Annotated in this window: 20 protein-coding genes; 10 read left to right on the top strand and 10 right to left on the bottom strand. The window is 39.4% G+C overall.

Annotation, left to right across the window (positions count from 1 at the left end; all coding sequences use genetic code 11):
- Nucleotides 1-71 precede the first annotated feature (71 nt).
- The 3 genes from H5118_RS02300 (at nt 72) to H5118_RS02290 (ending at nt 2,612) form a co-directional block, all read left to right on the top strand.
- Complete coding sequence (locus H5118_RS02300) at nt 72-500, top strand: thioesterase family protein (protein ID WP_002958095.1); 429 nt, start codon at nt 72-74, stop codon at nt 498-500.
- An 18-nt stretch (nt 501-518) separates the two neighbouring features.
- Entirely contained in the window at nt 519-1,571 is a 1,053-nt protein-coding gene (locus H5118_RS02295) for an aldo/keto reductase (protein WP_182747646.1), read from the top strand.
- A gap of 117 nt (nt 1,572-1,688) precedes the next feature.
- Nucleotides 1,689-2,612, top strand: coding sequence for an ABC transporter substrate-binding protein (locus tag H5118_RS02290; protein WP_182693575.1), 924 nt, complete (start codon nt 1,689-1,691; stop codon nt 2,610-2,612).
- Here H5118_RS02290 and H5118_RS02285 read toward each other — a convergent pair.
- The 6 genes from H5118_RS02285 to H5118_RS02260 all read right to left on the bottom strand — a co-directional run bounded on the left by H5118_RS02285 (nt 2,563) and on the right by H5118_RS02260 (nt 9,043).
- Nucleotides 2,563-3,183 (bottom strand): fumarylacetoacetate hydrolase family protein, encoded by a 621-nt coding sequence (locus H5118_RS02285; protein ID WP_149602190.1) that lies wholly within the window; start codon nt 3,181-3,183, stop codon nt 2,563-2,565. The genes H5118_RS02290 and H5118_RS02285 overlap by 50 nt on opposite strands.
- A 332-nt stretch (nt 3,184-3,515) precedes the next feature.
- Nucleotides 3,516-5,483: a hybrid sensor histidine kinase/response regulator gene (locus H5118_RS02280; protein WP_182720829.1), complete on the bottom strand. Its 1,968-nt coding sequence runs from the start codon at nt 5,481-5,483 to the stop codon at nt 3,516-3,518.
- Nucleotides 5,484-5,493: 10 nt separating this feature from the next.
- Nucleotides 5,494-5,955 carry a response regulator gene (locus H5118_RS02275; RefSeq protein WP_039485075.1) on the bottom strand — a complete coding sequence of 154 codons (462 nt, stop codon included), beginning with the start codon at nt 5,953-5,955 and terminating at the stop codon, nt 5,494-5,496.
- Nucleotides 5,956-7,440, bottom strand: coding sequence for an ATP-binding protein (locus H5118_RS02270; protein WP_182747644.1), 1,485 nt, complete (start codon nt 7,438-7,440; stop codon nt 5,956-5,958).
- A gap of 38 nt (nt 7,441-7,478) precedes the next feature.
- Nucleotides 7,479-7,688: a histidine kinase gene (locus tag H5118_RS02265; RefSeq protein WP_039485081.1), complete on the bottom strand. Its 210-nt coding sequence runs from the start codon at nt 7,686-7,688 to the stop codon at nt 7,479-7,481.
- A 14-nt stretch (nt 7,689-7,702) separates the two neighbouring features.
- Nucleotides 7,703-9,043 carry a sigma-54 dependent transcriptional regulator gene (locus H5118_RS02260; protein WP_039485084.1) on the bottom strand — a complete coding sequence of 447 codons (1,341 nt, stop codon included), beginning with the start codon at nt 9,041-9,043 and terminating at the stop codon, nt 7,703-7,705.
- Between the two features lie 235 nt (nt 9,044-9,278).
- On the opposite strand from H5118_RS02260, the gene H5118_RS02255 reads away from it, so the two are divergent.
- Both H5118_RS02255 and H5118_RS02250 read left to right on the top strand, forming a co-directional pair.
- Complete coding sequence (locus tag H5118_RS02255) at nt 9,279-9,794, top strand: NUDIX hydrolase (protein ID WP_182716784.1); 516 nt, start codon at nt 9,279-9,281, stop codon at nt 9,792-9,794.
- 218 nt (nt 9,795-10,012) lie between these two features.
- Complete coding sequence (locus H5118_RS02250) at nt 10,013-11,389, top strand: NAD-dependent succinate-semialdehyde dehydrogenase (RefSeq protein ID WP_182747642.1); 1,377 nt, start codon at nt 10,013-10,015, stop codon at nt 11,387-11,389.
- Between the two features lie 88 nt (nt 11,390-11,477).
- Here H5118_RS02250 and H5118_RS02245 read toward each other — a convergent pair whose 3' ends face one another.
- On the bottom strand, nt 11,478-11,825 hold the full coding sequence (locus H5118_RS02245) for a hypothetical protein (RefSeq protein WP_182747640.1): 348 nt from the start codon (nt 11,823-11,825) through the stop codon (nt 11,478-11,480).
- A gap of 348 nt (nt 11,826-12,173) precedes the next feature.
- On the opposite strand from H5118_RS02245, the gene H5118_RS02240 reads away from it, so the two are divergent.
- The gene (locus H5118_RS02240) at nt 12,174-12,581 is read left to right on the top strand and encodes a hypothetical protein (RefSeq protein WP_182672802.1); all 408 of its coding nucleotides are present in this window, start codon (nt 12,174-12,176) and stop codon (nt 12,579-12,581) included.
- Between the two features lie 114 nt (nt 12,582-12,695).
- Nucleotides 12,696-13,076, top strand: coding sequence for a VOC family protein (locus tag H5118_RS02235; protein WP_182747638.1), 381 nt, complete (start codon nt 12,696-12,698; stop codon nt 13,074-13,076).
- A 147-nt stretch (nt 13,077-13,223) separates the two neighbouring features.
- On the opposite strand, the gene H5118_RS02230 is transcribed toward H5118_RS02235, so the two are convergent.
- The 3 genes from H5118_RS02230 to H5118_RS02220 form a co-directional block, all read right to left on the bottom strand.
- Entirely contained in the window at nt 13,224-14,306 is a 1,083-nt protein-coding gene (locus H5118_RS02230) for an endonuclease/exonuclease/phosphatase family protein (protein WP_182695738.1), read from the bottom strand.
- A gap of 23 nt (nt 14,307-14,329) precedes the next feature.
- Nucleotides 14,330-14,683 carry a hypothetical protein gene (locus tag H5118_RS02225; protein WP_182694402.1) on the bottom strand — a complete coding sequence of 118 codons (354 nt, stop codon included), beginning with the start codon at nt 14,681-14,683 and terminating at the stop codon, nt 14,330-14,332.
- 76 nt (nt 14,684-14,759) lie between these two features.
- The gene (locus H5118_RS02220) at nt 14,760-15,008 is read right to left on the bottom strand and encodes a TIGR03643 family protein (protein WP_024595124.1); all 249 of its coding nucleotides are present in this window, start codon (nt 15,006-15,008) and stop codon (nt 14,760-14,762) included.
- A gap of 123 nt (nt 15,009-15,131) precedes the next feature.
- Between H5118_RS02220 and H5118_RS02215 the strand changes: the two genes are divergently transcribed.
- From H5118_RS02215 to H5118_RS02205, 3 genes are all read left to right on the top strand, one after another.
- On the top strand, nt 15,132-15,821 hold the full coding sequence (locus H5118_RS02215) for an ABC transporter substrate-binding protein (RefSeq protein WP_182732775.1): 690 nt from the start codon (nt 15,132-15,134) through the stop codon (nt 15,819-15,821).
- A gap of 29 nt (nt 15,822-15,850) precedes the next feature.
- Nucleotides 15,851-16,507 (top strand): YoaK family protein, encoded by a 657-nt coding sequence (locus tag H5118_RS02210; RefSeq protein WP_138488600.1) that lies wholly within the window; start codon nt 15,851-15,853, stop codon nt 16,505-16,507.
- Nucleotides 16,508-16,581: 74 nt separating this feature from the next.
- Complete coding sequence (locus H5118_RS02205) at nt 16,582-18,642, top strand: TonB-dependent receptor (protein ID WP_182747636.1); 2,061 nt, start codon at nt 16,582-16,584, stop codon at nt 18,640-18,642.
- Nucleotide 18,643: the final 1 nt, after the last annotated feature.

Below are 18,643 nucleotides of genomic sequence, written 5' to 3'. Positions count from 1 at the left end.
CATTAATTACCTTGAGCTCGTAACACCATGTTGATAATCTAAGTACTTTAAAAATCAAGGGCCAATAAATAATGCAAACGTTTAAAGATCAGCACCCTATTCATACCGATATCACCGTAGCATGGGCTGATATGGATGCGCTACAACACGTAAATAATGTAGTGTATTTACGTTACTTTGAAATAGCCCGAATCGACTTTTTAAATAAAATAAATTTGTTCGACACAATAAGCCCAAACGGTGTGGGCCCAGTAATAAGCGAAAATAACGTTCGCTATAAACGCCCAGTAACTTTTCCCGACACACTCACTGTAGGCGTTACAATTACAGATCTTAAAACAGATCGCTTTACCATGAACTACACAGTTTACAGCCATGCACAAAAAGCAATAACGACTACGGGTGCATCTAAAGTTGTAATGTTTGATTTTACTACAGGGCAAAAAGCCCCAATCTCCGAGCCTCTTTTATCGGCTTTAATCAGCCATGCTCAAAACTAATTTAGTTAAGGAATTTTTATGCAATACAACCCACTAGGTAGCAGTGGCGTAAACGTATCTCGAGTGTGCCTAGGGAGTATGACTTGGGGTAAACAAAATACTCAAAGCGACGCTGATGAACAAATAGCCTACGCGCTAGAGCAAGGCGTAAACTTTATTGATACAGCCGAAATGTATGCTGTACCTCCTTCGCCAGAGACCTATGGTAAAACCGAGGAAATTATTGGCAATTGGCTATCGCGTAATCAGCAAAAGCGCAGCGATGTGGTACTAGCTACAAAAATTGCAGGCAATGGATTATCGTGGGTACGTGATGGCGGCAATATTACTCGCCAAACAGTAATAGAAGCCGTGGATGATTCACTTAAGCGACTTCAAACAGACTACATTGATTTATATCAACTACATTGGCCAAACCGCTCTACCCCTCACTTTGGCAGACAATGGCCCGGCACTCTTAAATTTACCGACGTAAATACACAAGAGCAGCAAGCTAGTATGCTTGATATTCTAGAAGGCCTTAATGAATGTGTTAAAGCAGGTAAAATTAAGTACTGCGGTTTATCTGACGATACGCCATGGGGTATAAGCCAGTTTTTAAGTTTGGCCAAAGAGCATAACTTACCGCGTATGGTATCTATTCAAAATGAGTTTAGCTTAGCGCACGCTAAAGACTGGCCGTATTTAATAGAACAATGTGTACACGAAGATATTGCCTACTTACCGTGGTCGCCTTTAGCAGCCGGTTTATTAACGGGTAAATATCTAAATGGAGCTCGCCCAGAAGGCTCTCGTTGGACCTTCATGCAGCGTAACGGTATTTTTAGAGATACACTCAATGCAGAGCAAGCAACTAAGCAGTATGTTGAGCTGGCTCATGCAAACAATATTACTCCAGCACAACTAGCCTTAGCATGGTGTAACCAAGTAGATGGCGTAACTTCTTCAATTATTGGGGCAACATCTATAGCTCAATTAAAGGAAGATATAGACGCATTTAGCATAACGCTAAACGACGAAATTCTTAGTGAGATTAACACCATATTTAGAAACCATCCGATGCCTTATTAAGCATGTATGAGTTAAAAGCAGCCTTGAATGAGGTTGCTTTTTAACTAAAATATTTGACCCTACTACAACCAACACTATACTTTTATTAAGTTTTCTTAATTCAACGAACACTTATCAATGCTGAAAAACGGATACTATGCATTTTGCTTATTAATTGTATTCAACGCGCACGCCGTTGAGCAAAAAGTACAACCTCTAGAAGAGATTATTTGGCTGCAAAGTTACACGCCCCCTTTTCATATAGCTAAAAGTGAAAGCGCACCACAAGGCGGTATTTGCGACAACCTAACCGAGCAACTCATCAGAACCATAACTGATGTAAAACATACTCGCTTAATTGTTCCTCAGCAGCGTATAAATAAATATTTAAATGAAGGGAAAAATGTATGTTTTCCGTGTGTTATTTATAAAAAAAATAATAACCAACAACTTAACTACTCAAATCCAACAACGGTATATCCCCCATTTTCAATTATCACGACTAAAGATCTAAAGCCGCAATTAGAAGAAAAGCACGGCTCGCCTATTCACCTTATTAATTTATTAACCGACCCGCAATATGTATACGGGCAAGCGGCTGCACGTAAATTTACAACTAAAATTAATACAATTATTGAAAATACAAAACGAGATAAAGAGTCTTCGTTAAGTTGGAGTAGCGAAAATGAAAGTCAGGCTGTTATAGCACGCTTGAGTCACGGCTTTTTAGACTACTCAATTGATTACCCGTTTATGGCTGATTACTTTAATAAACAAGGGGAGTATACGAATATAGAAAGTGTGCCAATTGCAGAAAATGACATTCAATTTATAAGAGGAGCAATAGGCTGTGCGGCTAAAGCACCTAATAATTTTGCAGAGCAAGCCCTTAAAAAAATTAACCGCGCATTAAAAAATAATGTACTTCAATCGCCTGAGTATCAACAAAGTCAGCATAATTGGCTTAAAACCACCTTTACTGACTTTGATAAACACTACCAACAGCAAGTCATTAATTTTTACTTACTTGCCACTGATGCTCAAGCAAACACTGATCATTAGCATAAAGCGCCACTGCAAAAATACTTTTAGCTGTTACCTCACCTACGCCCGACGGTGTACCTGTCATTATTACATCACCGTCTTCTAAGCTCATAAATTCACTAATTTCTTGTAAAATTGAGTCAGGGTTGTGCAGCATAAAATGAGTATCACCTCGCTGAATCACTTCATTATTAATTTTAAGTTCAAAGGTAAAGTGCTTCATTGCATCAGTTAGCGCTACAAAATCAGTTAAAATTACAGAGCCGTCGAACGCTTTAGCACGCTCCCATGGAAGCCCTTTATTTTTTAATTTACTTTGCACAGTACGCTTAGTTAAATCAAGGCCGAGTCCAACACCTGCAAATTTTTTATCTTTAACTACAAAGCATAGCTCGGTTTCATAATGCAGCGTATCGCCGTTGTGAGCTGCAAATAACGTATTAGTAATTGCGCTATTTGGCTTATTAAATAAAACCATTTGATCTGGCGTTTCGTTATTTAGCTCTGCAATGTGTGCGGTATAATTACGACCAACACACACTACTTTTGATGGTGTTAATTCTTCAGATACTAACTTTATTGAATGCATATAAATAATGTCTCAGTTATTGGACCTGTTGACCTTTCAGGATTAAAATTTGTTCAATCTAGGGGCTATTTAATCGCGGCGCGAGGTTTGTAACCTAGTGGGCTGGATAACTGATCCTGCGTTATTCTACTGACTTACATCCCTGTACGAATAAGTAAAAACCGAGCAACAAAGAGTAAATAGCCCCTGGGCAGAACCCTTCGGGCAGCGCATATTTGGCATTTGTGCTACGTTATCGCCTATTTATGGGGAATAACCACACTACATAGACTCAGCCTTGCCTAAATACCAAATAAACTGCTGCAAATTTAACCTCGAAAGATAAACAGGCCCTAGCTAATAAGCGTTTCAAGTAAGCTCAAATTAATAGGTTTAAGTAAAACTCGGTCAATATTTAAATCTTTTATTTCTCTTGGATCTGGCTCTGCGCCACTTACAATCACTAAACGTAATTCAGGATATCGTTCATTAATTTGCTGGCCTAAATCAACGCCACGACCATCAGGTAAATGCATATCTAACAATACCTTATTAAATTGCTGATCGTGATTAAGTATTTGCAAACATTGTGCGCAGCTAGACGCAATGACGGTTTCAACGCCTAAACTTTCTAAAAGTAGCTGCGTAATTTGCGCTGCATCATGATCGTCTTCCACAAGTAAAAAGCGCTGCTTTTTCTCGGTTAAGCCATTACTACAATTTATATCTTTAGCTTGCGGTGCATGCTCTGGCGCTACCAAGTAATCTTGCAAACATTGATATAAAGCCGCGCTATCAACAGGCTTTGGTATTACATCGTTAAAACCAAGTGCAGCAAGCTCCTCATGTATGCCTTTCATAGTAGCTGCAGTGAGCGCAATTATTGGGCCTTTGTAGCCCATTTTTCTAAGCTCTATGGTAGCTTCCTTGCCGCCCATTACAGGCATATGAATATCAATAAAAATAATATCGTAAGGCGCTTTATACGCATCTGCTATGCGTACTTTTTCAAGTGCTTGCTGGCCATGTTCGGCATAATCTACGCGCGCACCACAGGTACTGATCATATGACCAACTAGCATGCGTAAATCACGTAAATCATCAACCACTAACACTCGCCCATGCACTTTGCATGGAGCCGATTTACTTTGTAATTGTGGGGCACTACTAAAATTAAGTACTTGTCGTTCTACTTCGCTAATATCACCTGGATATACCGAAATCGTAAATGTAGAACCTTTGCCTATTTCAGAGTGCAAACTAATATCACCGTGCATACGCGCTAACAATTCAGCACATATTGCCAAACCTAAGCCTGCGCCACCTACAGAGCGTGATTCTACATCGGCTATTTGTTCAAATGGCTTAAATATGAGTTCTTGTTTTTCAGGGGCAATGCCCATACCTGAATCTTTAATGCTAAAAAATAGCATTTCGCGATCATCAACCCATTGCATCCACGCATTAACAACAATTTCGCCTTTATCGGTAAATTTAACCGCATTGTTTATTAGATTTATTAAAATTTGACGAACTCTTGTTGCATCCAGTCGTGCAACCAAAGGTAATGGCTGATGTGATTCAAAGCGCAGCGTAAGGCCCTTATCAAGAACCGATACGCGCATTAGCGTGTATACATCGGCAAGCATGCTATCAAGGTTAACTTCGCTTAGGGTCAGTTCCAGTTTATCGGCTGCTATTTTAGATAAGTCGAGCACGTCGTTTAACAAGCTCAATAAGTGTTTACCGTTTCGATAAATAACACCCAATTCATTTTCAGCTTGCTGACTAAAATCGCTCTGCATTAACAGTTCGGTGTAGCCTAAAATAGACGATAGAGGAGTACGTAACTCATGGCTCAAATGAGCTAAAAATCGATCTTTTGAACGGTTTTCGGCTTCAGCTTTTAAGCGCTCTACTCTCTCGCCTTCAACATCTTTACGTGCCAAAGCATAACGAATAGCTCGCGCAAAGCGGCTCGAACTCATTTCTGTTTTAATTAAGTAATCTACTGCACCGGCATCAAGCGCCGCCGAGTCTAACTCGTCGTTTGACTGCCCGGTAAGCATAATAATCGGTCCGCTAAAGCCATTGGCAATTGCTTCTTTTAATACATCTAAACCATTCGATGCACCTAAGCGGTAATCAAGCAGGCAAATGTCGTGCTCATTTTTACTAAGCGTTGCAATTGCCTGCTCTGGAGAGCTTATCCATTGAATGTTAAACGTGTGTGAATCCAATTGGTCCAGATAGTCGCAGGTGAGTATGTAATCATCTTCATCGTCTTCTACAAGCAGCAACTGAGTCACTTTATCTAACATACAATCTCCATTAATCGTTAAATGTTGTCGGTAGCTCTACAAATTCTACCCAGTATTTTCCTAGCGTTTTCATCAAATCAACCAAACCATCAAACGTTACTGGTTTTGTAATGTAAGATGCAGCACCTAAGTTATACCCTTTAACCATGTCTTCTTCTTGTTTAGACGTAGTTAATATAACAACCGGAATTCCCTTTAAGTTAGGGTTTCCTTTTATAGCTTCAAGCGCTTCACGGCCATCCATTCTAGGCATATTTAAATCAAGTAATATAAGTCCAGGACGCGGCGAAACTGCTTTGTCTTCAAACTTACCTTTACGCTCTAAATACTCAAGCAACTCAACGCCATCTTCAACAAAGTGAAGCTCGTTAAGTACACGACTTTCAGCAAGGGCATCTTGTGTTAACAAACGATCATCTTCATCGTCGTCTGCCATTAAAATAGTAATCGGTTTTACTTTTGAATAGGGCATTTAAGCCTCTCCTTGCAATGTGAAAAGCTCAGCTTCCACAGGTAGTTTTATAATAAAGGTTGCACCTTCACCGTCTTTACTTTGGGCTGTAATTGTTCCGCCGTGGCGCTCCACAATACGCCTACATACAGAAAGGCCAATACCCGTGCCTTTATATTGTGAGCGTCCATGCAAGCGCTGAAACGGTACAAATATTTTATCGGCATAGTCTTGTGAAAAACCAATACCGTTATCTTCTATGGTAATAACTTGAAAACTTAAATGAGTATTATGATCAGAGCTGAAAATATCTTCATCTTGATAACTAATTTTTATGTGTGGGTTTACGTCGGGACGCCTAAATTTAACAGCGTTCGACAACAAGTTTAAAAACAGCTGCTGCATTTGGCTTTTATCGGCCTGAATAACTGGTAAATCATCTACATCAATTTGTGCTTCAGACTCTTTTATCGCAATCTCTAAATCACTTAATATATCAGCTACAACTTCATTTAAATTCGTGTCATCAAAATCTTTACCACGCGTTGTAATTCGCGAAAACTCTAATAAGTCGTTAATCAAGTTAGACATACGCTGCGCTGCATTTTTCATGCGCCCAATGTAATCCATCCCCTTTTCACCCAATTCATCTTTAAACATGGTTTCAAGACGGTCGCTAAAGGCTTGGATTTTTCTAAGAGGTTCTTGTAAATCATGGCTTGCTACAAAAGCAAACTCTTCAAGCTCTCGGTTACTACGGCTCAATTCATCTGAATATAATGTTAGCTCTTGTGTCCGCTCAGAAACCTTCATTGCTAATGTTTCGTTTTGTTTTTCAAGCTCAAAACGATATTGTGCTGCATTTCTTAAATTAAGGCGCGTCATAATAAACATACCAATAATCAGTAACGCACTCGTTATTGCTGTTATAGCGAAAGTAATTTTAGCTTCATTTTTAATCTGTGCTAATTTAGAAAAATGGCTTACTTTAAAGAGTAATTCACGGTCTTGAATTTCATTAACATACTCTCTAATTTGCTTATAAAGCTTTCTTCCTTTATGCGTATTTAATACATACAACGCACGTCTTTCTTTGTCATCTAGCGCAAGGTTTACAGTTTGTTTTAATTCTTTAATTTTACTATCTACAAGAACTAACAACTGGGCTATACGCTCAGCTTGACCGTCAATCTCAGAGTGAAGCGACTTGACATGATCTGTTTGCGCTTCAATTTGGCCTACAGCATCGTAGTACGGCGTTAAATAGTCAGCCTCTTCTGTCAATAAATAACCACGCTGCCCAGACTCAGCCTGCACTATGGATAGATGCAGCTTCTCAATTGCAGTGGTTAGCATGCTAGTGTTGTCTAAACTTTTTTGGGTTTGTGTTAAGCCTTGAATCGTATTCAATGCTAAAAATGCGTTGCCCACAATAATACCTAGCACAACCACCATAAATGTTGCCCAAGTGATATTCGCTTTACCTTGCTGTTTTTTCTTGCTCATTTAGCTTCCCGAATTAAAGTTTATACAACACTTAATATTTATTGAGAGTCTGATATTTTTTGCAAACTTTCGCTGCACTGTTGGCAATTATTAATAATTTTATCAAGTGCATCTAACGCTTTTTCTTTTGGCATATCGTTTTCAAGTACCAATTTAATCAGCTCAGCATTCATCGAAATACGATTTAGCGGCCCTCTTGCATCGTGTACTAATTTATTGAGTTGCTCTGTTTGGTTATCGGATGTCATGCCCTTCCTCAAATCTATTTATATTCGCCAATACCGCCATATGCATTAAGGCGGTTATAAAGTGTTTTAGTACTAATACCAAGCATTTGTGCAGCAAGCGTTTTATTACCTTGCACCTTATCAAGCGTTGCATGAATAAGTTCTTTTTCAACTTCTTCAATTGTTTGCCCTGCTGATACAGGCTTTTCGGCAGCTTGATTATTAACGCGCGAAAAGGGTGACTCTAAGTTATCAGGTAAAATAATGTCGCTGGTTTGTGGGTCGCTCATAATAAATGCACGGTGTATAGCATGGCGGAGCTCTCGCACATTACCCGGCCATTCATAGCTTTGCAGCTCTTTGAGCTGTGCGGCAGTCCAACTAAAGGCAGTGCCGTTTTCGTCATTAAGTTGATCTAAAAAGGCTTTCGCTAATAAAGGTACATCTTCTTTTCTATCGCGAAGTGGCGGTATATCAATAGGAAAAACAGCCAACCTAAAGTAAATATCTTCACGAATAACATTATTTTGTGCCAAATCGGTAAGCGAGCGGTTAGTAGCTGAAATAACACGGCAATTGGTTGGTATTTCTCTGTTACCACCTACGCGTGTTACCTTTTTAGTTTCAAGCACTCGCAGTAAATTTGGCTGCATATCAATTGGCATTTCAGTTACTTCATCTAAAAACAAAGTACCGTTATTTGATTGCTCAAATACACCTTCTTTACGTGCAATTGCGCCTGTAAATGCGCCTTTTTCGTGGCCAAATAACTCACTACCAATTAACTCTTTTGAAAGTGCGCCACAGTTGCTAGCAACTAATGGCCCTTCGCACTGGCTTGCGTTATGAATAGCTTGAGCCACTACTTCTTTACCTGCACCACTTTCACCCATAAGCATCACGTTAGCATTTGTTTTAGCTACGCGTTCAATCATGTTGTAAAGCTTTTGCATTGGCTCAGATTCACCAATTAAACCGCCAAAGTGGCGTACAATACCGCTCGACTTTGCTTTTTTAACTGCTTTTTTAGGGCCATTTAAAACGAGTTCTAAATCTTCGCGTTGTAATGGCTTTAATAAATGCCCTACATTTGGCTCACACATATCAGCTAAAATACCTTTAACTGAAGGATGGCCCGAAATAAGTGTAATTTTTGGAGATTGCCCAATCGTTTTTAAGTGATCAAGTAAGTGCAAACCGCTACCATCAGGCAGCATAAAATCAAGCAGCACATGATCAAAGGCGTTATTTTCAAACCATTGATGTGCTTCTTTTAAACTGGTAGCTGTGCTTATATTGTGGCCGAGGAATTCGACTATGTGGCATACAACGTCACTAAACTCGACGTCATCGTCTACTAAAAGTATGTCTAACATGATAAATCCCTATGCTTTTTTTCTTATTCTACGCATCCTTGATATTAATTTAAAGGTGCGCCCAGAATCTAATTTTTAAAATAAACTTAAGCGATTAAATGCTATTAATGTTACCAACCTAATATTTACGTATGCTGAAAAAAATCGATCACAAATTATGATTAATAATTAAAATCGTTTCTATTTATAGAATGGTAGCAACTATTATTATTAAAAACCTAAAAAAGGAGACGAAATGCAGCAATTAAAAACCTTAATACATTCAGGTATTAATATTGACCAAGGTACTCAATTTACACGCTTAACAGCTCGCGCCATTGTAATTAAAAATAATAAAATACTTTTAATGTATACAAACCGTTATGAAGACTACAGCCTACCCGGCGGTGGAGTAGATGACGGCGAAAGTATTGAGCAAGGCTTAATTCGCGAACTAAGCGAGGAAACCGGTGCACAACAAATAAGTGTAGTTGAAGCTTTTGGACTCTATGAAGAGTATCGCCCTTGGTATAAAGACGATTTTGATATTATTCATATTAAATCGTATTGCTTTGTATGTAGTATTGCAGACGAGTTTGGCAAAGCGCAGTTAGAGCATTACGAGCAGCAAAATGGCATGACAGCTAAATGGGTTGATATTAACGACGCAATTGCACATAACGAGCGCACCATTGCTAACAGTGAAAAACAAGGGCTTTCTATTTTACGAGAAACTTACTTATTAAAGCGCATTGCAAAGGAGCTAATATAAAGCTCTGTGTTTGCCCCAGAGGGTGTTGTAAATTTTGCAACGCCCAGAATATTTTACTGCCTCGAGCACCTCAATTTTTATATTTAAAAAATACCCCCTTCAGCAAAAATCTAAATTTAACTAATAAAATCAGATGGATAAAAACAAAAGCAACTTTTTTTTAAAAACTGGCTCTAGCCTTGCACCTTTTAAATAACTAAATTTGTAAGGAGATAGAAATGAGTAACACAGTTAAAACGATTAATCCCGCAACTGAGCAAACCATTGAAACCTATACACTACTTTCTCAAAAGGAAGCAGAACAGGTAATCGAAAAATCTCACGAAACATATTTAAAATGGCGATTAACGTCATTCACTGAACGTGCAAAATACCTTAATAAGTTAGCCTCACTCTTTGAAGATCAAAAAGAAGCTATTGCAAAACTCATGACCGAAGAAATGGGTAAAGTTTATGAGCAAGGCTTTCAAGAAGTTGAACTATGTGCAGGAATTTGTCGTTATACAGCCGAACAAGGCCCACAAGTACTTGCTGACGAAGAACGTGATATGGACGGCGGCCGCGCAATTATCAGCTACCAACCAACAGGTGTACTATTAGGTATTCAACCGTGGAACTTTCCGCTTTATCAGGTAATTCGCTACAGTGCTGCTAACATCATGGCGGGTAACACAACCGTATTAAAACATGCTGGTAATGTATTTGGCATGGCTGAAAAAATAGAAGAGCTATTTAAACAAGCTGGTTTCCCAGAGTATTGCTTTAACAATCTACTTATCGACGGCAAAACAGCCAGTTCTTTAATTTCGCACAAAGCAATTAGCGGCGTAACCTTTACCGGTAGTGATGCGACAGGTAAAAAAGTAGCAGAAGAAGCAGGTAAACACGTTAAGAAAACAGTGTTAGAGCTTGGTAGTAACGACGCTTACTTAGTACTTGATGACGCAGACCTAGAGCTTGCAGTTAAAACCTGTGTAACCGGGCGCATGATCAATAACGGTGAAACGTGTGTTTCAGCTAAACGCTTTGTGGTTGTAGAGCCACTTTACGATGACTTTAAAGCGCAAATTAAAGAGCAATTTGAAGCCATGAAAATGGGCGACCCAATGGCTGACGATACAGACTTAGGCCCAATGGCTCGTGAAGATTTACGCGACGGCATTCACGACCAAGTCATGGAATCAGTTAAAGCAGGTGCAAACATAGTAACGGGCGGCGAAATCCCTTCGCAAACGGGCTATTACTACCCACCTACTCTACTAGATAACTTAGCCCCTGGTATGCCAGCCTATGACGACGAATTATTTGGCCCAGTAGCTTCGCTTATTAAAGCCAAAGACAACGACGATGCAATGCGAATCGCTAACGACTCTCGCTACGGTTTAGGCGGCGGTATTTTCTCTAAAGATGAGAAAAAAGCCATTGAGCTTGCTAAAAAGTACTTTGACACCGGCATGATCAATATTAACGGCTACGGTTTAGCACAACCTAACCTACCGTTTGGTGGTGTTAAAGAAAGTGGCTACGGCCGAGAGCACGGCGGCTTTGGTATGCGCGAATTTGTGAATATCAAATGTATTATGATCAATAGCTAATTTAGCTTTAAATACTAATACATTAAAAAACCTAAAAGTGGGTAACCGCTTTTAGGTTTTTTTTAACTTTAAATGAGCAGTTTGCTTTTTAATCATTATCAACATAAAAGAATAATATAATAAATTCAGAGGCACTAATTGCAGCTAGCTGCATTATCAGCAAAAACATAATACCAATCCCAGCTTGAGGGTCAGGTTCAATACCAAAGACAAGTACTGCCGCTAAAGTAATAGTAAGTAATGCAGCTATAATTCTAATAAAAATGAGCCATTTATTTTTATAGTTTTTAGCGTTAGCTAAAAAATATAGAAGCAAATAAGGCAACAGCATAAACGCAAAGCCAATTTCAGTTGGCATCCAGTACTTAATAGCAACAGCAACTAAAGATAAAACAGCAAGCGCCTTAACTGGGTAGTATATTTTTTTATAATTCACATGCTTTCCTTTGCACGCAGTGCTTTATTAGCACCAAATAAAATATTGCCGAACAATATAAAAACTTTAACTATGCAATGCAATGCAATCTATTTCACTAGACTTAACCTGACAGGCAACAATGAGCGATAACCGGTCGTTCGGGTGAGTCGCCATTAACTTAGTAATAATAAATGGAAACTTTCCCCTTTTTACATATTTATATAAGCTACAGTAAGCATAATATTTATAGCTGGCAATAACTTATAGTATTTGCTATTAATATAAGTTCACAAAATAAGGATGTCTTCGCGCTAAAATAGGGAGGTGTCCTCTGATAAAGTTGTTATACATTTAGAAGGAGGTGTAGTGATCCGTGCTCTTAAAATTTTAATTTTTGGACTATTTAGTGGACCAATTCTAGCCGAATTAATCGGTTTCATATCCCCTTTTGTCATGTTACGAAATGAAGAATTAGGTTATCAATTCCAAGATTCAGCTTATTACATCGGAGCATTTTCAAGTGTGTTTTTTTCAGTAGCATTGCTGTTCGCTGCTTTTAACACGTCAAAGATTTCCTATAAAATTGGGAGCTCTGTTATAGCTTTACTTTACATAATTTCCTCGTGTTATGTTTTTCTCGACAGTGAGAGCCGAATGGAAACGATAATCTATGGCTTAAATTATTTGTGCAGTGTGGCTAGTTTAACTTTAGGGGCCTTTATCGCCTTACACTGTTTTAAAAACACAACTCACTCTGTATATAAACATGCATAACAACTCAGTAAACTCGCTCACTACGTTCGCTGGGACGCATACACGCAGGGCGGCTTCGCTATTATGCTTATGTGCCTGCGCCCGTTATTGAAAAGTTATACGCTAGGAGTTTAAATGGAACTTAACCAGGTTACTTTACCAGTAAAAGATATGGATGTTACTGTTAACTTTTATCTAAAACTCGGCTTCACTCAAATTGTCGATACGCCCCATTACACAAGGTTTTCTTGCCCAGATGGGAATTCTACTTTTTCCTTATCACTCGAATCCAGTGAATTTGAAAACAGTTCTGTGATTTACTTCGAGCATGAAAAACTTGATGAACTGTGTGCTGAGTTGACCAAAAAAGGTTTTCAGTTTGAACAACAGCCGACAGAGCAACGGTACTTGTGGAAAGAAGCAATACTTAAAGATCCGTCTGGTAATAAAATCAAACTTTACTGGGCAGGTGAAAACCGCTTAAATCCTCCTTGGAAAGTTGAGAAACGCGTATAACAAGTGACTTAGGTTATGAGCATCCGCTCATGGCACTTTCTAGCCACTCGACAACATAAACGTGGTAGTCGTGTTGTTGCTAGCCAATTCATTATTTTTGTCGGATGGCGTGGCTTCGACACTTATCCGACCTGCACTGCCTAATAGCTATAACTTTTCCTCAAACCTCGGCACTTTTCGCTTATCTGCCTTATTCATAGCAAGCTCTTGAATTTCTTCTTGCTTAAGCTCATCGGGTTTATCTTCTAGTGACTCCTGATTAGCGTTTTCGTAAGAAAGCTCAGTAAGGAGTGCAAAGTGATCAGAGCCATACTTAGCTAAGCGCTTAATACGCTTTACTTTAAAGCCTTCGCTGTGAAATAAGTGATCGAGCGGCCAACGCATAAAAAAGTAGCTTGCATGAAAGGTGTTATAAAAACCACGGCCTTTTCGAGGGTCTAAAAAGCCACTTATTTGCATAAACAAACGGGTGCTACGCGACCATGCTACGTCGTTTAAATCACCGGCAACTATGGTAGGTCGTGTTGGGTTTTTAAGTGCTTTAGCCACCATTATTAGCTCTGAGTCGCGCGGACGTGATGAGTCTTCCTCAGTCGGGCTTGGTGGTGCGGGGTGAATAAAGTGCCCTTGCATTTGCAGGCCTTCATCGTTTTCAAACAAAATATGAATTGAGGGAATATCTTCTTCTATTAGCTCACATATTTGTGCATCGAGTATTTTAAACTTGCTGTATAAGTGCATGCCATAACGATTATCTTTAGGGCATTCTATGTAATACGGGTAATTTTTTTTAATGACTGATAATTTATTTTCCCACCAGCTATCGCTCTCAAGCGTAATAAGTAGGTCGGGTTGGTGCTCATCTACAAGGCTAATTAGCTGCTCGCTTTTATGGTTCGACATCAGTACATTTGCCGACATAATTCGTACGCTGTGGTCTATATGCTTTGGTGCGCTTTGCACTTCTTTTTTAGCAAGCCACGTATACGGGTAAATCCATTTACCTTGTAAAATCATTATAAGTAATGAGGTTAAGGCTATAAACACGTAGCCTATTGCGCTACTTTGCCATAATAAAAACAGCGATGTAACGGCTACAAAACTGGCAATATAAAATACTTGCAAGCGCACAAAGTCGCAGCTACGCACTAAGTAATGCTGGCTGTACGACATAGGCAACAAGGTAACCAGTAAAAAAAATCCAATAATTATAGCCAGCGCAATAAGCATTTTAATATCCTTATAAAGTTAATTTAGCGACTTAAAATTGAAAGTATTTCTCGGGTGTCGTGCACCATATGGATAACTGTACGGTCTATTTCTATACTCACTGTACCATTATCTCTAGAGCGTTCAATCACTCTACCTCGTTTATATAAATCACGATCTAAATAGTCGCCTCTGTGGTAGCTTTTACTTAGCCCTGGTGGCGTCCAACCTGCGCGAATTAACTGCTTAGCCTCTTGGTAGTCATTGTCGTTGTGTTTATGTGAATGATGCTTATTATGGCCGTGTTTATGACCATGCTTATCTTTATGCGGTTTTGCGTCTGCGCTTATTGAACATAAAGCCAATGCTATTAGTGCTGTGTATGTTAGTGCTCTCATAAATAATCTCTAGCGTAATTTATAGCTAAAGGTTAACAAACACGGCTGAACATCATATGAAACAACTTACACTTATTTAACGTTGTTTATATTGTGTTTTACAGTGGCTTCGCATAATAGCGGGATCGCGTAATTTTAAGTGTTTTGTTTTACGACCAGCATGGCGTTTACGCCACACTTTAAAACTGCCTTTTGAAATATGTTCGCGCATAAATACCACCAGCTGCGGGTATTTTAATCCGTATAACTGCTCTATTGCCTCAAAAGGGGTTCTATCTTCCCACGCCATTTCGATAATGCGTGACTGCTGCTCTGCGTTAAACATGGTATATCTCACAAAATTTAACTTATACGCTAGGTAAAAATACTTAGATCAATGCAATTAAGCTCAGTAACTGTATAATTGGCGTTCAATTTATGTATTTTAAAAGATATCGAATTTTTATTTATGCGCGCAATATTTCTGTTTTTAGCTTTAACTTTACCTTCATTATTGCTTGCAGCGCCAAGTAAGACTTTGCGCTGCGTAACAACTCACTACCCGCCTTTTACTATATTTGATGAGAAAAGCGATACGTTCACAGGTTTAGATATTGAATACTTAACCTTTATTGAGCGTAATTTGAATCTTAAGATTGACGTAATTCATCTTCCATGGGCGCGCGTTAAAAAAGAAATGGCGCTGGGCTACTACGACTGCTATTTCTCTTTGGCCAATACAGAGGAACGAGCAAAGTATTTAGATTTTACAAGCGTGCCCTTGCATACTACTAAGTATGGTTTATTTGCTTTAAACAAAGATAAACTGCTCACTGACGATTTATCAAATACCCCAATAGCAATGCTACGCGGTGTTGCTGTGCCTGAGGTTATTGCTAAAAAGTATAAACTTGATGAGAGTAATCTACTTCGCTCACTTTCAACTAAAGACACTTTTGAGCTGCTAGAAAAAAAACGCGTTGAATACGCAATAACTAACTATCAAGCAGGTTTGTGGTACTCAAAGGAATATCAAAACGTATACGCTAGGCAGTTCAATGAGTTTACGTTTCCTACTTACATTGCTTTTAAGCGTGGCGTAATAGATACAAAATTAGTTGATGAGCAAATAAAGCGCTTTAAAGCACAAACTCAATAATTAACACTGTACACGTTAAGAGATAACCAATGTTTACAAAACTACCAAAGTGGGTTGAATATGGCGCGTTTACGCTCGCATTTATAGCGGGCATAGTAAACGCTGTAGGCTTATTAGGATTTGAGCACCAGGCTATTTCGCATGTATCTGGCTCTGTTACTTTACTTGGTATTAAAGCAATAACTAATCCCAGTACTGCCTTATTGTTACTTTCAATAATTGTTAGCTTTATGTTGGGTTCGGCACTGTCGGGCTTTTTGCTCTCTGGTGGCTCATTAAAACTTGGTCGTCATTACGACACTTTGCTTTTTATTGAAGGATTGCTACTGCTTGCGAGTGCTTATTTACTCAAAAACACATTCGTTTACGGCATTGTTTTAACGTCTGCTGCGTGTGGGTTACAAAATGCGCTAGCAACTAATTACAGTGGTGCTGTTATACGTACGACACATTTAACCGGTATTTTTACTGACCTTGGTTTAATGCTAGGTAAAGCGCTTAAAGGTGAGCAATTTGATACCCGTAAAGGCGTTATGTTTTTACTCATTATTGCAGGCTTTTTACTAGGCGGTATAACCGGCTACGTTTTATTTAAGCATTACTTAGTGCTGGCTTTGGTATTTCCTGCTGTGGCTTGTTTTGTTTTATCAATTACGTATCGGATTTATAGGTTACGTACGCTTTAACGCAACAAGTTTAAATGCATATTAAAACCGCATATTATAGAGGCAATGCAATATAGATTACTTTCAAGGAATGTATGAAACCTTATTTTCTGCCGCTGATATTACCCTTTAGCCACACTGCGTTTGCCAATAATCAAAATAATGATGCAATAGAAACCATAACAACTACGGCATCACGTATTGAAGCGCTATCGACCCCAATGCCTTTATCAATAAGTACACTCAGCGAAGCGCAGCTAAATAGCATAGCGCCTACCCATATTGAAGAAGCCCTGCAACGTGTAGCAGGAGCTAATATTCAACGCGGAAATGGCCAAGAATATTTACCCGCACTTCGCTCCCCCGTACTTTCGGGCGCTGGCGCTTGTGGTGGCATATTGACTTTGGAGGATGGCATACCACTGAGAGCCGCTGGGTTTTGTAACATAAACGAGCTATTTGAGGCGCACAGCGAAATGGCGCAGCGCATTGAAGTACTAAAAGGCCCTGGCTCTGCACTTTATGGCTCAAACGCTGTGCATGGTGTTATTAATGTAATAACGCCCGACACCACACAAGGCGGTGGCTTAGTTGGTTTAGATTATGGCTCGTACGGTTATACTCGCTACAAATTACGCGCAGGGCAAGATTACGGCAACAGCGGTATCGGCATTAACGCAAGTGTTACCGACGATAGCGGTTACCGCGACGACGAAAGCGTAGAGCAACAAAAAGTAAATATTCGCCATCGCTATTCAAATAATAATTTATTACTTACCTCAGGCCTTACTTATACAAATCTTGATCAGCAAACTGCGGGATTTATTACAGGCTTTGAAAGCTATAAAAACGAAGACCTCGCGCAAAAAAACTTTGACCCTGACGCATTTAGAAAAGCACGCGCATTTAGAGCATGGAGCAATGCAACATGGCAATTAAATAACGATGATGTGCTCTCTACTACGTTATATTTTCGTGACCAAAGCATGGACTTTTTTAAGCATTTTTTACCCGGCACACCGCTTGAAAAAAACAGCCAAACAGGTTTTGGTGTGCAATCGCTTTATCAACATAATTTACAAAGTAATATAAAAATAAACCTAGGGCTTGATGGCGAATACACGCAAGCCGACTTTACTCAAAGCCAAAACGAGCCCACTCAAGGTTCTGCATTTTTAGTTGCTACAGTACCACAAGGTAAGCATTACGATTACGATGTAAACGCCACGCTTTATGCCCCTTTTGCATCGGTTGATTGGCAATTAAATAAATGGTTACTTACCGCAGGTGTGCGCTACGAGCATATGCAGTACGACTACACCAATAATATGCTAGCAGGTAGAACAAAAGACGATGGCACAGAATGCGGCTTTGGTGGCTGCCGATACAGCCGCCCTGAGAGTGGGAAAAATAGTTTTAGTAATCTATCGCCAAAGCTTGGGGTTAGTTATCAGTACAATACAAATAACACGCTTTATGCAAACTTTTCTCGCGGTTACAGAGCGCCACAAGCGGCTGAACTATACCAATTACAACGCGAGCAAACTACTGCAAATTTAAGCGCCGAAATAGCCAATAACGCAGAGCTGGGTATTAAAGGAATTTACGAAAAACTACGTTATGGCGTGTCGGTTTACGCTATGAGTAAACACAATACGATTTACCGCGATAGTGACTTTTTTACGGTAAATAATGGCAGCTCTCGCCATCGTGGTATTGAGCTTGAGCTTGACTACCAGCTCACTAAGTCGCTTGCGCTTAACTTTGCTGGCACTCACGCAAAGCATACTTACACTAACAACCAAATACTTAACGGTTTAAATATAAACGGCAACGACATAGATACCGCGCCGCGTAATATTGCTAATCTCGATTTAACATGGCAGGCATTAAACAACGCGCAATTTGCTTTGCAGTGGCACCGCGTTGGTAACTACTACACCGACCCAGAAAACTTAAATAAATACCAAGGGCATGATGTTTTAAGCCTACGCGCACAGTGGCAAGTTACTAGTAATCTTGAGCTACTTGCTCGTATTATTAACTTAACTGATGAGGCCTATGCGGAGCGCGCCGATTACACCAGTTTCACCGGTGACAGATACTTCCCGGGTAGGCCTCGTAACGCGATGCTTTCGGCAACTTACACGTGGTAGT

Source organism: Pseudoalteromonas sp. SR41-1, from assembly GCF_014164015.1.
GTDB lineage: Bacteria > Pseudomonadota > Gammaproteobacteria > Enterobacterales > Alteromonadaceae > Pseudoalteromonas > Pseudoalteromonas distincta.
Note: the sequence above shows the minus strand (reverse complement) of the source record. Positions and strands in the feature narration are given on the sequence as shown.

What these genes read in the sequence shown, in the direction of transcription:
- H5118_RS02300 (WP_002958095.1), top strand. Translation starts at nt 72, where the DNA reads ATGCAAACGTTTAAAGATCAGCACCCTATTCATACCGATATCACCGTA.
- H5118_RS02295 (WP_182747646.1), top strand. Translation starts at nt 519, where the DNA reads ATGCAATACAACCCACTAGGTAGCAGTGGCGTAAACGTATCTCGAGTG.
- H5118_RS02290 (WP_182693575.1), top strand. Translation starts at nt 1,689, where the DNA reads ATGCTGAAAAACGGATACTATGCATTTTGCTTATTAATTGTATTCAAC.
- H5118_RS02285 (WP_149602190.1), bottom strand. Translation starts at nt 3,183, where the DNA reads ATGCATTCAATAAAGTTAGTATCTGAAGAATTAACACCATCAAAAGTA.
- H5118_RS02280 (WP_182720829.1), bottom strand. Translation starts at nt 5,483, where the DNA reads ATGTTAGATAAAGTGACTCAGTTGCTGCTTGTAGAAGACGATGAAGAT.
- H5118_RS02275 (WP_039485075.1), bottom strand. Translation starts at nt 5,955, where the DNA reads ATGCCCTATTCAAAAGTAAAACCGATTACTATTTTAATGGCAGACGAC.
- H5118_RS02270 (WP_182747644.1), bottom strand. Translation starts at nt 7,440, where the DNA reads ATGAGCAAGAAAAAACAGCAAGGTAAAGCGAATATCACTTGGGCAACA.
- H5118_RS02265 (WP_039485081.1), bottom strand. Translation starts at nt 7,688, where the DNA reads ATGACATCCGATAACCAAACAGAGCAACTCAATAAATTAGTACACGAT.
- H5118_RS02260 (WP_039485084.1), bottom strand. Translation starts at nt 9,043, where the DNA reads ATGTTAGACATACTTTTAGTAGACGATGACGTCGAGTTTAGTGACGTT.
- H5118_RS02255 (WP_182716784.1), top strand. Translation starts at nt 9,279, where the DNA reads ATGCAGCAATTAAAAACCTTAATACATTCAGGTATTAATATTGACCAA.
- H5118_RS02250 (WP_182747642.1), top strand. Translation starts at nt 10,013, where the DNA reads ATGAGTAACACAGTTAAAACGATTAATCCCGCAACTGAGCAAACCATT.
- H5118_RS02235 (WP_182747638.1), top strand. Translation starts at nt 12,696, where the DNA reads ATGGAACTTAACCAGGTTACTTTACCAGTAAAAGATATGGATGTTACT.
- H5118_RS02230 (WP_182695738.1), bottom strand. Translation starts at nt 14,306, where the DNA reads ATGCTTATTGCGCTGGCTATAATTATTGGATTTTTTTTACTGGTTACC.
- H5118_RS02225 (WP_182694402.1), bottom strand. Translation starts at nt 14,683, where the DNA reads ATGAGAGCACTAACATACACAGCACTAATAGCATTGGCTTTATGTTCA.
- H5118_RS02220 (WP_024595124.1), bottom strand. Translation starts at nt 15,008, where the DNA reads ATGTTTAACGCAGAGCAGCAGTCACGCATTATCGAAATGGCGTGGGAA.
- H5118_RS02215 (WP_182732775.1), top strand. Translation starts at nt 15,132, where the DNA reads ATGCGCGCAATATTTCTGTTTTTAGCTTTAACTTTACCTTCATTATTG.
- H5118_RS02210 (WP_138488600.1), top strand. Translation starts at nt 15,851, where the DNA reads ATGTTTACAAAACTACCAAAGTGGGTTGAATATGGCGCGTTTACGCTC.
- H5118_RS02205 (WP_182747636.1), top strand. Translation starts at nt 16,582, where the DNA reads ATGAAACCTTATTTTCTGCCGCTGATATTACCCTTTAGCCACACTGCG.